The organism is Daejeonella sp. H1SJ63 (genome assembly GCF_029360775.1).
Taxonomy (GTDB): Bacteria; Bacteroidota; Bacteroidia; order Sphingobacteriales; family Sphingobacteriaceae; genus Daejeonella.
Map to the genome: position 1 here is coordinate 60,495 of NZ_JARKMZ010000032.1, position 14,546 is coordinate 75,040.

16 protein-coding genes are annotated in these 14,546 nt (G+C 39.2%); 7 read left to right on the forward strand and 9 right to left on the reverse strand.

The annotated features are described in order from the left end of the window. Positions 1–94: 94 nt before the first annotated feature. From P2W72_RS11685 to P2W72_RS11705, 5 genes are all read left to right on the forward strand, one after another. On the forward strand, positions 95–397 hold the full coding sequence (locus tag P2W72_RS11685) for a hypothetical protein (protein WP_276362571.1): 303 nt from the start codon (positions 95–97) through the stop codon (positions 395–397). Then, a complete protein-coding gene (locus tag P2W72_RS11690; RefSeq protein WP_276362574.1) occupies positions 394–1,050 on the forward strand; it encodes an ATP-binding cassette domain-containing protein in 657 nt (218 codons plus the stop codon). Before P2W72_RS11685 ends, P2W72_RS11690 begins: the two co-directional genes overlap by 4 nt. Positions 1,051–1,176: 126 nt before the next feature. Continuing rightward, complete coding sequence (locus P2W72_RS11695; RefSeq protein ID WP_276362577.1) at positions 1,177–1,665, forward strand: NlpC/P60 family protein; 489 nt, start codon at positions 1,177–1,179, stop codon at positions 1,663–1,665. Positions 1,666–1,735: 70 nt separating this feature from the next. Continuing rightward, positions 1,736–1,858, forward strand: coding sequence for a hypothetical protein (locus P2W72_RS11700; RefSeq protein WP_276362578.1), 123 nt, complete (start codon positions 1,736–1,738; stop codon positions 1,856–1,858). 4 nt (positions 1,859–1,862) lie between these two features. Then, positions 1,863–2,807: a 3'-5' exonuclease gene (locus P2W72_RS11705; RefSeq protein ID WP_276362579.1), complete on the forward strand. Its 945-nt coding sequence runs from the start codon at positions 1,863–1,865 to the stop codon at positions 2,805–2,807. 43 nt (positions 2,808–2,850) lie between these two features. On the opposite strand, the gene P2W72_RS11710 is transcribed toward P2W72_RS11705, so the two are convergent. From P2W72_RS11710 to queG, 4 genes are all read right to left on the reverse strand, one after another. Next, positions 2,851–3,531, reverse strand: coding sequence for a LytTR family DNA-binding domain-containing protein (locus P2W72_RS11710; RefSeq protein ID WP_276362580.1), 681 nt, complete (start codon positions 3,529–3,531; stop codon positions 2,851–2,853). Continuing rightward, on the reverse strand, positions 3,528–3,815 hold the full coding sequence (locus tag P2W72_RS11715; protein ID WP_276362581.1) for a hypothetical protein: 288 nt from the start codon (positions 3,813–3,815) through the stop codon (positions 3,528–3,530). The genes P2W72_RS11710 and P2W72_RS11715 overlap by 4 nt, the downstream gene beginning before the upstream one ends. An 11-nt stretch (positions 3,816–3,826) precedes the next feature. Continuing rightward, positions 3,827–5,350 (reverse strand): histidine kinase, encoded by a 1,524-nt coding sequence (locus P2W72_RS11720; RefSeq protein ID WP_276362582.1) that lies wholly within the window; start codon positions 5,348–5,350, stop codon positions 3,827–3,829. 147 nt (positions 5,351–5,497) lie between these two features. Further along, positions 5,498–6,430, reverse strand: a complete 933-nt coding sequence (queG, locus tag P2W72_RS11725) for a tRNA epoxyqueuosine(34) reductase QueG (protein ID WP_276362583.1) — start codon at positions 6,428–6,430, stop codon at positions 5,498–5,500. 130 nt (positions 6,431–6,560) lie between these two features. Here queG and P2W72_RS11730 point away from each other — a divergent pair, with 130 nt between their 5' ends. Beyond that, positions 6,561–7,910 carry an OmpA family protein gene (locus tag P2W72_RS11730; protein ID WP_276362584.1) on the forward strand — a complete coding sequence of 450 codons (1,350 nt, stop codon included), beginning with the start codon at positions 6,561–6,563 and terminating at the stop codon, positions 7,908–7,910. 44 nt (positions 7,911–7,954) lie between these two features. Here the strand turns inward: P2W72_RS11730 and P2W72_RS11735 are convergent, their stop codons facing one another. From P2W72_RS11735 to P2W72_RS11750, 4 genes are all read right to left on the reverse strand, one after another. Continuing rightward, positions 7,955–8,812, reverse strand: coding sequence for a dienelactone hydrolase family protein (locus P2W72_RS11735; RefSeq protein ID WP_276362586.1), 858 nt, complete (start codon positions 8,810–8,812; stop codon positions 7,955–7,957). A gap of 39 nt (positions 8,813–8,851) precedes the next feature. Next, positions 8,852–9,871, reverse strand: coding sequence for a Holliday junction branch migration DNA helicase RuvB (ruvB, locus tag P2W72_RS11740; protein WP_276362589.1), 1,020 nt, complete (start codon positions 9,869–9,871; stop codon positions 8,852–8,854). 83 nt (positions 9,872–9,954) lie between these two features. Then, positions 9,955–10,692: a polyprenol monophosphomannose synthase gene (locus P2W72_RS11745; protein WP_276362593.1), complete on the reverse strand. Its 738-nt coding sequence runs from the start codon at positions 10,690–10,692 to the stop codon at positions 9,955–9,957. A 76-nt stretch (positions 10,693–10,768) separates the two neighbouring features. Next, positions 10,769–12,130 carry a peptide MFS transporter gene (locus P2W72_RS11750; RefSeq protein WP_276362595.1) on the reverse strand — a complete coding sequence of 454 codons (1,362 nt, stop codon included), beginning with the start codon at positions 12,128–12,130 and terminating at the stop codon, positions 10,769–10,771. A 140-nt stretch (positions 12,131–12,270) separates the two neighbouring features. Here P2W72_RS11750 and P2W72_RS11755 point away from each other — a divergent pair, with 140 nt between their 5' ends. Then, positions 12,271–13,521, forward strand: coding sequence for a DUF819 family protein (locus P2W72_RS11755; protein ID WP_276362598.1), 1,251 nt, complete (start codon positions 12,271–12,273; stop codon positions 13,519–13,521). 117 nt (positions 13,522–13,638) lie between these two features. Here the strand turns inward: P2W72_RS11755 and P2W72_RS11760 are convergent, their stop codons facing one another. Then, positions 13,639–14,541, reverse strand: coding sequence for a hypothetical protein (locus P2W72_RS11760; RefSeq protein ID WP_276362601.1), 903 nt, complete (start codon positions 14,539–14,541; stop codon positions 13,639–13,641). Positions 14,542–14,546 lie beyond the last annotated feature (5 nt).

The window sequence follows — 14,546 nt, forward strand, 5'->3', positions numbered from 1 at the left end:
GTATAAAACCAATATTTATCCCTTTTTGATATCAGGTTCAAATGTCCTGCAGGTTGAATAAGTTTAACTAATTTGTTTCAAATCTTAAGATTTAATGATAAGATACATTCGTTTAACATTTACTTTTTACAATACCTACAGTATCTCAAGTATTGTCATTTCTTTACTTTCTGCAGGCATTTTGAGGATAGGTGGAATGTCTTTTTTGGTTATTGTTTTCTGGTTTAAACTTATTTCGATGGGATTTATCAGAATATTCATAAATAGTTACAGGGAAAATGAATATTTCTACTACCAAAACCTTGGTTTATCAAAGACTGCTTTATGGACCGGCAGCTTTGTATTTGATTTTGTTTTATTTCTGACTTTAATTTGGGGCGCCTATCATCTGAGATGAAACATTTACTGGAAGTTGATAGTGTTAGTTTGAATTTTTCAGGAAGGGTGATTCTCTCTGATATCTATTTAAAGGCTGAAACTGGAAAGATTGTTGGTCTTTTAGGTAGAAACGGACAAGGGAAATCCTGTCTGATGAAAATCATTTCCGGTACTTTAAAAGCAGAAAGCAAATCTGTTCGGTTTGACGGAAAAACTGTTTTTAAACTGACCGGACGATCAGATCTTTTAGTATACCTGCCACAGTTTAATTTTATTCCTTCATTCCTTACATTATTGAGAGTTTTTAAAGATTTCTGTTTAAAGATTTCTGAGTTTGAAACGTATTTTCCTGAATTTATTTCAAAATCTAAATTGAAAATTTCAGAATTCTCTGGAGGAGAAAGACGTCTGATTGAGCTTTATGTTATTATTAAATCAAAATCCCAATTTGCCCTGCTTGATGAGCCTTTTACCCATATCAGTCCCATGCAGATTGAAAGAATTAAAAAGTTGCTTATTCAGGAAAAAGAAAATAAGGGCTTTATTGTCTCTGATCATATGTTCAGAGATATTACTGAGATAGCTGATAGAATTTACATATTGAATGATAGAAAACTACATTTAACAAATTCTGTAACAGATCTGGAAAAATTTGGATATGCCAGATTTTGACTTTTTTGGTACTTTATTTATTCACAGCTGTGCAAAATGCCTGCTTTGTTTTTGCTTTTATAAAGATGAACTTAGATTATGCACAGATCAGGGAATTTGCTAATCGTCTTAGGGCTTCTTTTATGCTTGTACACATCCTGTAAAAGCAAAAAAATACTCACTGATGCTTCCAAAGCTAAATCTGTAAGTCAGGGAAGCCTGACAGAGCGTTATGCAGCTTTATTGAATGTAAATGAGAAAGACCTTGTAAATGAGAAGCTTTATAGTTTTATAGACAGCTGGATGGGGGTTCCGCATCGTTTAGGGGGCATGGATAAAAAAGGAATTGACTGCTCAGGGTTTGCATATTTGCTTGAAAAGGACGTTTATGGCAGGTCGCTTACCCGAACCGCTAAGTCAATGGCAGAGGAAGTGAAGCGGAAATATGAGCAGGAACTGAAGGAAGGAGATCTGGTATTTTTTGATTTTGAGGGACAAAAATACAGTCATGTTGGGGTGTATCTGCATAATAATAAATTTGTTCACGCCTCTACCTCTAAAGGGGTTATAATCAGCGACTTAAAAGATCCATGGTATTATAAATATTTTAGCAGGGCAGGAAGTATCAAACCGTAGCCTCAATTCATTCATGGATTATCTGTTTTAATCAGTAATTTTAGCCTCATAATTAATCCCGGGGATATTTATGAGCAAGAAAAAAGGCGACTATACATTCTGGATAAAATATAAACGTTTTGCCACTACAGAAATACTGATGTATCTGATCATGGTACTGGGTATTATTGCCGGTATAATAATCTTTAGTTAATCGCATGAAATTAAACCTGAAACGTCCGCTTGCTTTTTTTGATCTTGAAACAACCGGTGTAAATGTTGCAACCGATCGTATTGTGGAAATCTCTATTCTGAAGGCAATGCCTGATGGTACTGAGCAGATTAAAACCATGCGAATCAATCCCGGTATCCCAATCCCGCTAGAGTCATCATTGATTCACGGAATCTATGATGAGGATATCAAACATGCACCAACATTTAAACAGGCAGGAGAGGAACTGGCCAGATTTCTGGATAATTCTGATCTGGCAGGATATAATTCAAACCGCTTTGATATTCCTGTCTTAATGGAGGAATTTCTCAGAGCCGGTATTGACTTTGACATTGATAACCGTCATTTTGTTGATGTTCAGAATATTTTTCATCAGATGGAGCAGCGTACCCTGAAGGCAGCGTATCAGTTCTATTGCGGTAAGGTAATTGAAAATGCACATTCAGCGGAGGCTGATATTAAAGCAACTTACGAGGTTCTGAAGGCCCAGATAGAAAAGTATGAGGATCAGGAATGGGAAGATAAGAAAGGTCTGATCAGCAAGCCTGTTCAGAATAATATTGAAGCACTGCATAAGTTTACCAATCTGAATAAACCGGTAGATTTTGCTGCCAGAATGGTTTATGATGAAAATGGGGTTGAGGTTATCAATTTTGGTAAGCATAAAGGAAGGGCTGTTGAAGATGTATTTCAGTCAGAACCAAGTTATTATAACTGGATGCTGAATGGTGATTTTCCTCTCTATACCAAGCGCTGTCTTGAAAAAATATGGAACCGTTTTAATGCTAAAAAGGAACAGCTGAGAACAGACAGACAGACTGCACCCTCCGCCCAAAGACCTGAACAAACTGCTCAAAAAAGCTCTAAAGAAGAAGCTAAACCCATCACAACAGATCATTTGGAGCAGTTAAAGATGAAATTTGGGAAGTAATTGATTTTAAACTGATGAATTTGCCTTTCAGTTTACAATGAACTCATCGTTTATCTAATTCATTCAGATTAGACATATAGGATTCACTTACAGGGATTACATAATCCTGTATATGAATCTGGTGCCGTTCGATTTTTTGGATGGCAGGAATGGCTGCCATATAGGAACGGTGGGTTCTTATAAATTTGTCTTTAGGCAGTATGATCTCAAGTTCTGAAAATGTCATGCGTGAAAGCAGACTTTTATCCTTCAATACAAAATTGACATAGTTTCCAGCCGCTTCAAGGTATAAAATGTCTGAGAAAAGTACTTTTTCCTGTTCGTAACCGGTTTTAAGAAAGATAAAATCAGTATTTCCGGTCTTATTTCTCAACTGATAGAGTTCGTAAGCTTTATTGCAGCCTTTAATAAATCTGCTTAACGAAAATGGTTTAAGCAGATAATCGATTGCATCCAGTTCAAAGCTGGTTACGGCATGCTCAGAGTATGCCGTAGTGAAAATAACCATGGGTTTTTTGTTCAGGCTGTTCATAAAGTCAATCCCTGAAATATCCGGCATTTTGATGTCCAGAAATATCAGATCGACATTCTCTTTCTGAATATATTCCATTGCTTTAAAAGCATCTGTAAATTCGGCTTTCAGATTCAGAAATGGAACCTTTGAAGCATGGCTGCGAACTACTTCCAGAGCTAAGGGTTCATCATCTAATGCAATGGCTATCATGGTATAAATGTATCATTTAAATGAATTTTTTCAATGACATTGTCGATTGTCCGGATTGCTGCAATATGTTTTTTTATAAAATGTACGAAGCTCTTTCGGTCAAGCCATTCTTTGATGATATGGCAATCGTGATCTGTTATAAAATGTCTGGTATCACCAAAAGACTCGTTCAGGATGATTGCGTCTGTTTTATGGTTTGCCTTTGGGTAAGATTCAGTCCATGAATTATTATAGCAGGAGGTAAATAACACGCTAAAGATCAGTATGCATATTCGCTTTTCCATGGTCTGAATGGTTAATCCAGTTGAATGGTCAGGTGAATGAAAAACTCTTTTCCGCTTTCACGGATCGATAATTCATGCTTGCCCGGGTATAAAAGCCGGAGTCTTTGCTGCACATTATTTAAACCTATCCCATTATTGTCTTTTTCCGGATCATTTAACGCCTTGGCATGGATGCTGTTTGAAACATCAAAATACAAGGTCTTTTCTTTAGTAACAAGGCTTATCCTGATACTTGACGGCTCTTTCAGGCTGATACCATGCTTGAATGCATTTTCTACAAAAGGGATGAGCAGCATAGGAGCAATTTGCAGGATACCCGTATGATCTTCAATTTCTGTATGGATTTGTATATCAGGTGAAGATTGCGTGCGTAAAGTTTGAAGACTTATATAATTATTCAGGTATTCAATTTCTCTCGTCAGAGATATTTTTTCCTGCAGATTCTCACGAAGCATAAAACGCATCATATCGCCGAGTCTTTGAATGCCTTCAGAAGTTCTTTCTGCTTTTTCCTGCAATGCTGTGCCATAAAGGGTATTCAAAACATTGAATAAAAAATGAGGATTGATCTGGTTTCGAAGGAAATTCAGATCGGCATTGGAACGGCCTAGTGCTGTTTGAAGTCCCTTGATCTCATAATCAACAGTGGTTCTGTATTTGTAAACATACCAGGAAAGCGGTGCAGTCAGCAATAATTGAAATCCGATATTGAACAGGCTGGCAACCACGGCTATTTCTTTATGTTGGTTAGGTAACAAAACTATCAGGACGCCAAAAATCGGTACGGTACTTAATAATGAGATCTTAAAAAATGTTTTTAGATAAGTCCAGAATGGTCGCGATTTTTTGTAAATATCAGGTAAAATAGCATACATGGAGTAGCAGTATAAAGCTATCCCGGTAAGAGAACAGGCTGCGATTACCATCATAACGTCCGCATCAATTTGTCCGATCAGCAACAGAAATAAGCTGATCATCCATAGTATGAATGCATAGATTCCATCGCGGGTGATTACTCTGTACTGAGACTGGATCAGTTCTGAATTTTCGAGCAGATAAATCGCGAAAAATTTAATAATTGTATACAAAGAAAACATCATCATTAGCCAGAATGCATAAATGGCACTTTCCTGAAAGAGTTTTGAATAAAGCTCAGCCTCTGAATATTTGCTGAAAAGATATCCCTGAATCCAGGTATCCGTGGTGGCAAGGACCACACTAATCAGATAAAATATGAATAATGTGAACAGGATATTCAGGGTAATATTCTCTTTTCGGCTGAGAGGAGGTACAATCAAGAACGTAAGCAGGCAATAGCTGATATAAAACGTAAAATACCGGCATATCATCGGCAGAAAGTGGTTGCTGAAGTAGGAATATTGCTGATGGGCTTCTTTGAACTCATCTTGTCCGGGCTGCCAGCTATTGTTTATAGCCCCCGACACCAGAAAGAATATGGAGAAGACGAACATCGTACTTGCCGCCCAGTATTCAATCCGGTTAATATCAGAAGGGTTTTTTATTAAATTTTTCATTTCAGTATTTTTGTTTACCAATTGCTGTAATAAATTATAGCACAATGATAGTTCTGTCAGATATGCAATGCTAATAAATGTGATGGGATAGGTGATAAATGTGATGAATTGCTGAGTATCCTGAAATTCTGCAGGAAAAGAAATTTGTTATATAGATTTCAGAAAATCAATATTTCTCTTCAGACCTTTGAATTTAGTTCTTTTAACCGCTGAGTTTTTGAACACCTTATTAAATGTTTCTTCCGTAAGTTCCTGCCAGTCTGAATGTTTAAGTCCGAGAATAGCTTCATTCGGACTGAAATTCTGTTCTGTATTTAGTACAGAAAATTTATTCCAGGGACAAACATCCTGACAAACGTCACAACCAAACATCCAGTTATCCATTTTCCCTCTGAACTCTGTTGGCAGCTCATTCTTCAGTTCAATCGTAAGATAGGAGATACAACGGCTTCCATCTACTATATAGGGGGCTACAATTGCTTCGGTTGGGCAGGCATCAATACATCGGGTGCATGTACCGCAATGATCTTTCGATGGATTTACATCATATTCAAGGTCCAGATCCAGGATCAGTTCGGCCAGAAAGAAGAACGATCCTGCATTTTTATTAATCAGGTTACTGTGTTTTCCAACCCAGCCTAGTCCTGATTTCTTTGCCCATACCTTATCCATAACCGGAGCTGAATCAACAAAAGCACGTCCGGTTACCTCTCCAATTTCTTCCCGGATGACTTCCATAAGCAGTTTAAGCTTGTCTTTGATCACAAAATGATAGTCGGTTCCAAAGGCATACTGACTTAATTTGGGTGCTGTGGGGTCTTCCTGTTTTTGATCAGTATAGTAATTGAGAGATAATGATATGATCGATTTGGCTCCTTCAACAAGTATTCTGGGGTCGAGTCTTTTGTCAAAATGATTCTCCATATAGCTCATTTCACCCTGAAAGCCATTTTTTAACCAGTTTTCCAGCTTCGGAGCTTCTTCCTCCAGAAATCCTGCTTTTGAGATACCACAAAACCGGAAGCCTAGTTTAGAAGCTTCCGTTTTAATGAATTTAGAATATTTTGCCCTGTTGACCATTATTTAGTCCAAAGATAGAAAATAAGTAAACGTGGTTCTTCTGTCGGCGTGGGCATTTAAAGATGTTAAAGCAGGTATTTTTCTTTATGGTATAGCATTTGCGATTACTTCTCAAATTAATCGAAAAACTATGAAAGCACATTATCTGAAATTTTCAGTCCTGGCATTTGGCTTAATGGCCACTGCCGGAGCAGATGCTCAGGAAAAGCCGGAGCGTCCTAAACTGTTCCCGCCATCATCCTCATTCAATACATGGTCTTTTGGTATCAATGGCGGGATACTTGCTCCAACGGTTATCAGCGGAAAGAATGATTTTACGAATTGGAAGGCCGATATTGGATATGGAGCAACCATTAAAAATCAAATATTACCTGCATTAGGAATTCAGGCAGATTTTTTAGCCGGAAAGCTTAAAGCGGATAACAGTAGGGACTGGGGTAACGGAATGGCGCCTGTGAGTCAGTATGATTCTTTTGAAACCAAAGTCTCTTATGCAGCAAGCCTGAGCGCAAATTTAACTCTGGCAAATATTTATTGGATGAATCGTGAAAACGTAGTGAGACCATACATGACCGCCGGCTATGGATTGATGGGTTACAAAGTAACCTTAAAGGATCAATCAGGAGTTCAGACTAAGTTCAATGCAGGTGAAAATGTAGAAGAAGCGTATTTGCCGGTAGGTCTTGGTTTAAAATTCAGTTTATCCAATTCAGTGAATCTGGATTTAGGTTATACGATGAATTTTGTAGACGGAGACAATCTTGACGGTTATCGTTCCGGTCCTCAGAATGATAAATTCTCTTATTCACATATCGGACTTGAATTCGCTTTAGGACCTAAATCAAAAACTCAGCTATCTTCATATAATCCGGTTGCTGCATTACAGGATGATTATATTACCAGAAATGCCTCGCTTCAGGCAATGCTTGAAGCCGACAGAGCCAGGCATGCTGCGCACATGGAGGAGATGAATAAAGAAAAAATGCGCTTTCTGAGTGATAGTGATAAGGATGGTGTTTCAGACTACTTTGATAAATGTCCGAATACTCCTGCGGGAATACAGGTAGATGGGGCCGGTTGCGAGATCAAAGTAACAACAGTTGTTAATCCTGTTCGGGTAGTTGTAACAGAAGAAGACAAAAAAGTGGTTGCTGAAGCAATCCGAAATCTTGAATTTGATTTTGCTAAATCTACCATCCGCTCAACTTCATATCCAAGTCTGAACAGAGTTGCAGATCTTTTAAAATCTAAAGATTTCAGTCTGAAATTAGCGGGTCATACAGATAATGTAGGCAGCAATGCTGCAAATATGAAACTGTCAAAAGATCGTGCTGAATCAGTTAAATCGTATCTGGTTAGTCAGGGTGTTAACCCATCAAGAGTTGAGGCTACCGGATATGGCGAAAGTCAACCAATAGCAAGCAACAAAACAGCTAAGGGTCGCCAGCAAAACAGAAGAGTAGAATTTACATTATACTAACCAAGCATTATAAACCGAATGGCTGCTCATTTGAGCAGCCATTTTTATTTTATCGTTTTGTTAAACAGTTCCAGTGTTCTTTCCCAGGCCAGTTTAGCTGCTTCGGCATTGTAACGTTCGCCGCCGGTATCATTATTAAAAGCATGTTGTACACCTTCATAAATAAACAACTGATAACCGGTGCCTGCTGATTTCAGTGCTGCTTCATAAGCAGGAATGCCTGCATTAACACGTTCATCCAAACCCGCATAATGCAGCATTAATTTGGCTTTGATCTTTGGAACATCTGCAGCATCCGGCTGACCGCCGTAATAGGCCACTGCAGCATTCAATGATGCTGAATTTACCGCAAGCAGATTTGTCATTCTGCCTCCCCAGCAGAAACCTACACAGGCTGTTTTACCATTACTTTCCTTTCTGGATTTAAGATAATCGAGGGCATTCAGAAAGTTATTCAGATTCTTTGGCGCTTCGATTTTGCTGAACATTCCTCTTGCTGTATCTGTATCTGCCGGTGTTCCGCCAAAAGGGGAGAGCGCATCGGGTGCCATGGCCATAAAGCCGGCCTTTGCAAGCCTGCGCGTAATATCTTTAATATGCGGGTTTAATCCTCTGTTTTCATGGATCACAACCACGCTTCCGAATTTACCGCTGTTCCTGGGTTTTGCCAGATAGCCTTTCATGGTACAGCCATCACCGGCATAGGTAATTTCTTCGGTAATCAGATCATTGTCCTGCTCTGAAACGGTTTCAGCATTCGCATAACCTACTTCCAGAACTGAAAGTGCAGAAACTGCCATGGCCGCACTGCCGGTAAGCTTAATCAGTCTGTTCATAAACTGCTTTCTGCTCAGTGGTTTATGAGTATACTCGTCGTAAAGATTGATGATTTTCTGATCCATGAGATTTACATTTATTATAAATATAAACCTTAACTCAGATCAAAACAAGGTATTACCGCCCGATTTAATTCTGCCGAGGTGCTTGTAGGCGTTCTCGGTACATTCGCGCCCTCTTGAAGTACGCATGATATAACCTTCCTGTATCAGAAATGGCTCATAAACTTCCTCGATGGTGCCTTCATCCTCGCCAACAGCTGTTGCAATGGTCTTAAGTCCCACAGGCCCACCTTTGAATTTATCAATGATGGTGATGAGTATTTTATTGTCCATTTCATCAAGACCATGTTCATCTACATTAAGCGCATTAAGCGCATATTGAGCAATTTCTGTATCGATTACTCCGGTACCTTTTATTTGTGCAAAATCTCTTGTCCGGCGCAGAAGAGCATTGGCGATACGTGGTGTTCCGCGACTTCTTCTGGCAATTTCATAAGCTCCTTCATCAGATATTCTGGTCTTCAGGATCTCAGAGGAGCGCAGAACGATTGTAGTTAGCAATTTAGCATCATAATACTCCAGCCGGCTGTTTATACCGAAGCGGGCTCTTAAAGGAGCTGTAAGCAATCCTGAACGGGTAGTGGCTCCAACAAGGGTAAACGGATTTAAAGATATCTGAACTGAACGGGCATTAGGACCTGTTTCGAGCATGATATCGATCTTGAAATCCTCCATTGCTGAATAAAGGTATTCTTCAACCAGAGGACTTAAACGATGAATCTCATCAATAAAAAGAATATCTCCCTCTTCAAGATTGGTTAGTAGTCCGGCAAGATCACCCGGTTTATCCAGAACCGGCCCTGAAGTGATTCGCATATTTACTCCCATTTCATTTGCAATGATATGAGACAGGGTAGTTTTGCCAAGTCCGGGAGGGCCATGAAGTAAAACATGATCCAGAGATTCTCCGCGTAATTTTGCAGCCTGAACGAATATCTTAAGATTCTCCAAAATCTTTTGCTGTCCGGTGAAATCTTCAAATGCCTGCGGACGCAGAACCTTTTCGATCTCCCTTTCTACGGGCGACAGATTCTCTTCTCCTGGATCAAGAATTTCGTTCATTGGGAATTTCTTTTATTTTTAACAATCCGGTTGGATTGAAATTGAACAGTAAATATATGATTTCGGTGATTAAATCCTGAATCTTAGCGAACTCTTGAGTAATTTCTGAAGAAACTGCTCAGCTTGATCTGAATAACGCCCAGAAACGCTTCTCTGAAGATTTTGGTACTCATTTTAGATGTTCCTTCTGTGCGGTCAGTAAAAATAATGGGTACTTCCACCACATTGAAACCATACTTAATTGCGGTGAACTTCATTTCAATTTGAAAGGCATATCCTATAAACCGGATTTTATCAAGAGGTATCGTTTCAAGAACTACTCTTCTATAACATTTAAAACCTGCAGTGGCATCCTGAATATTAATTCCGGTGATTATTCTCACATAAACTGATGCAAAATAAGACATCAGTACCCTGCTCATTGGCCAGTTTACCACATTAACCCCCCTGATGTACCTTGAACCAATGGCCAGGTCGGCATCTTCAATACAGGCAGTTTTTAAACGAATTAAATCATCCGGGTTATGTGAAAAATCGGCATCCATTTCAAAAATGAATTCATAGCTGCGTTCCAGAGCCCATCTAAAGCCATGTATATAGGCTGTACCCAATCCGAGTTTACCCTTACGTTCCTCAATGTGCAGCATGCCTTCATACTCATTCTGAAGACTTTTTACAATGTTTGCAGTACCGTCGGGAGAGCCATCGTCGACTACCAGAATATGGAATACGTCAGGAAGTGAGAAAACTTTTCGGATGATGTTTTCAATGTTCTCTTTCTCGTTGAAGGTTGGGATAATGACAATGCTGTCTGATAACACGTATTAAAATTTATGATTGCGAATATAAGGCTTTAAACGAAAAGAGAGATGGGTTTAGCATCTCTCTTTTCCGATTTTATTCTGATTTTCCATCAGACATAGTTTCCTCAGAAAAGTCTTCTGCTCCATGGGCCAGTCTTTTCAATGGTTTTAGCATGGCAATTACTATAGCTCCGATAAGAGTGCAGAAAATTGCTATTCCGGTAAATATTTCAAGCTCACCTGCAGTTTGAGACCATACGCCAACCCATCCGGCTACGTAATTTCCAAGTCCGGTAGCTGCAAAAAAAAAACCCATCATAATAGAAGCATATTTTACAGGTGCCAGCTTTGTGATATACGACAGAGCCACCGGAGATGCACATAATTCGCCGATGGTATGAAACATATAGGCAAGCACTAGCCATGTCATAGCTGAAGAACCTTCGTTTTGAAATTGAACTGAAGCAGCAGTCATGAAAAGAAAGCCCCAACCCATAATAATCAGGCCGATAGCGATCTTGAAAATTGACGACGCTTCTTTTCCTTTTTGTTTCCAGTTAAACCAGAAAGCGGCAATAGGGATACCCAGGGTAATAATAAAGAATGAATTTACAGATTGGAACCAGGTTGCAGGCACCGTGAAGTTCAGAAATCCAATCAGCCGGTTTGTTTTTTCAGAAGCATACAGGTTCATTAATCCACCGGCCTGTTCAAATGCGCCCCAGAATACGATAATCATAAGGAAAGAAAGCAGCATTACCTTAACTCTGTCCTTTTCAACAGAAGTAAGCGCCTTGTTTTGCTGTTCCTGTTCTTCGGTGGATAGGGCTTTAACAGCTTCTCCAACACCCCTCAGGTATTTATGTCCCGTTAGAAAAATGATAAGTCCTGCTGCCATACCGATACCTGCAAGTCCGAATCCATAATGCCAACCCATTGTTTCACCCACATATCCGATAATAATACCTGCAAGAAATGCACCAACATTAATACCGATATAGAAAATTGTAAATCCTTTATCGCGGCGATCATCACCTTTTGGATAAAGTCCGCCAACCATAGTTGAAATGTTTGGTTTCAGGCAGCCAACTCCGGCAATAATCAATCCAAGACCTAAATAAAAAGTAAAAAGAGATTGAAATGCCAGAATACTGTGTCCGGCTACCAAAAGTAGCCCCCCTAATATTACAGCCTTTTTTTGTCCGATATATTTGTCGGCTATGATACCTCCGGGAATAGAGGAGAGGTAAACAAGGAATGTATAAATTCCATATAGCTTTAATGCTTCGCTGCTTGTCCACCCAAAACCCGGATTTTCACCATTAACAGAAGAGACCAGAAAGAGAACCAGTAATGCCCGCATTCCGTAATAGCTGAATCTTTCCCACATTTCTGTAAGAAAAAGCACGTACAGACCTCTTGGATGCCCGAAGAGCTGCTTTTGTTGTAATTCCATAAGATTTATTAATAATTGATTGGTTTGTTTATAAAGGGTCTTTATATTTCTGTCTGATCTTTAAACAGAACTAAAAGGTTCAATTATAATTAAAATTTACTAAAATTGAGGCTTAATCCGATAAGTTAAAATCCAGCTATATGACCGAACAAACCTCTCTTATTACAAATGATGCTGTTGTTTTAGGAATTTTAATGAGTATTTTGGGTTTGGTTTTTTGGTCATCGGAGACCAATATTCCTTTCTTTAAGAAAGTTTATTCTGTTATTCCCCCAATACTTTTATGTTATTTTCTTCCTGGAGTGCTTAACTCCATGGGGATTATCTCAGGGACAGAGTCTGGTCTTTATACCATAGCTTCGAGGTATTTGCTGCCTGCGAGTCTGGTATTGTTTACTTTAAGCCTTGATCTGAGAGAGATATGGAAGCTGAGAAAGAAAGCAGGACTGATGTTTATTACCGCATCTGTCAGTATTATGTTTGGCGGACCAGCTGCTGTTCTGATCGTTTCTTTATTTGCTCCTGATATTGTAGGAGGTGAGGGAGCCGATGCCGTTTGGCGGGGCTTGAGTACAGTTGCCGGTACCTGGATTGGCGGCGGAGCTAATCAGGCAGCGATGTATGAGATATTTAAACCAAGTTCCGATCTGTTTTCGGCAATGGTAGCTCTTGATGTGTTCATTTCTTATTTATGGATGGCACTGTTGCTATTCGGGGCCGGAAAGAATATTCAGATAAACAAATTTTTAAAGGCTGATGATCAGTCGGTAACTGATATTAAGGATAAGATTGAGAAGTATCAGCTGAGTATTATGCGAATTCCTAAAATGGAAGACATTATTCTGATTCTTGCTATAGCATTCGGAGTAACCGGACTTGCACATTTTGGTGCCGATAATATTGCACCCTGGATCACTGCCAATGCCCCTTATTTAAGCACATTCAGTCTCACGTCCGGCTTTTTCTGGCTGGTAATTATTGCAACAACCGTGGGAATGCTGCTTTCATTTACGAAACTAAGAAATCTTGAAGGTGCCGGAGCATCAAGAATGGGTAGTGTTTTATTATATGTACTGATTGCTACAATCGGCATGCAGATGAATATTATGGCAATTTTTGAGCGACCGGGAGTACTGATCGTAGGATTGGTTTGGATGATGATCCATATTCTGATCATAGCTCTGGTAGCTAAACTGACCAAAACACCATTCTTTTTTATGGCAGTGGGCAGTATGGCAAATATTGGCGGACCGGCTTCAGCTCCGGTAATCGCAAGTGCATTTCATCCCTCGTTGGCACCGGTGGGGGTACTACTTGCCGTTTTTGGTTATGTGATCGGAACTTACGGGGCTTATATCTGTGGATTGATGATGCAGGCGGTATCACCGTAGTTGATTGCTGTCAGTTACCTGTTACCAGTTGGCTGTTGTCAAATAGCCCTGACAAATTATAAACTGAATTGACAACGTATAACTTAAAACTTACAACGTATAACTTACAACGTATAACTAATTCCCCCTCATCTTTTTAGGATCATTGAAATTATCATCCTGATCAGTGGGGGCATTTTTTAATTCCAGATCCTGTACAAATTTCCATCTTCCATTGCTAAGCTTGAATCCGTCATAAGAGAAATCAGGACCATAGAGCTCATATTTGCCTTTTAATTTGGGATCCGGAGGAGCAAGGTGGTCGAATACAATGGTTCCGATAGAGGGTTCAAAGTTCAATAGCATTGATGCTTTTCGGTCGTATTCAAATACGATACGTTTTTTGCCGGCATTATCCTTGTCGCCATCAAATACAGGCATGCCAAAATATGCTTTTCCGTCCCTGAAGTAGAGTATTTCAATTACTTTTTTTGTTGATTTTATGGTATTTCCTTTCCAGCCTAACAGCAAATAATAAGGGGTCAGTACATTACTGCTTACAGAAATAATTTTGTAATACTGGGCACCGAACCATTTGTCATTCGTAGTTACAGTATCCTGTGGATTTTTTATGGCGGGAGTATAATCTACAAGAGGGAACATTTCAAGCTTTCCGGCGGCATTATTCATTTGAATAGTTCCATAATAACGATAGCTGCCATCATTATTCATAACATGCCAGCTGAAAATTCTGAAACGTTTATCAGGAGCGGTTTGTATAGAAACAGTTTTGAGCGAATCAAATGGGAAATTAAATGAATAGGGTGTTTTAAGGGTATTTACGAGCGTCTTTATAAAGGTATAGGAAGCATTGTAACGCTGAGGTTCTATACTGTCGTTGATCATGATAAAGCTCAATCGCTGAAGACTATCCTGCATTGAAAACAGAGGCTGAAGGCTCTTATTGTTGTCTGAATGCTGCGCTTCGCTTTTACCCGGGATCAGATTTAAAACAAACAGAAATAATATTAAACGTTTCATTGATA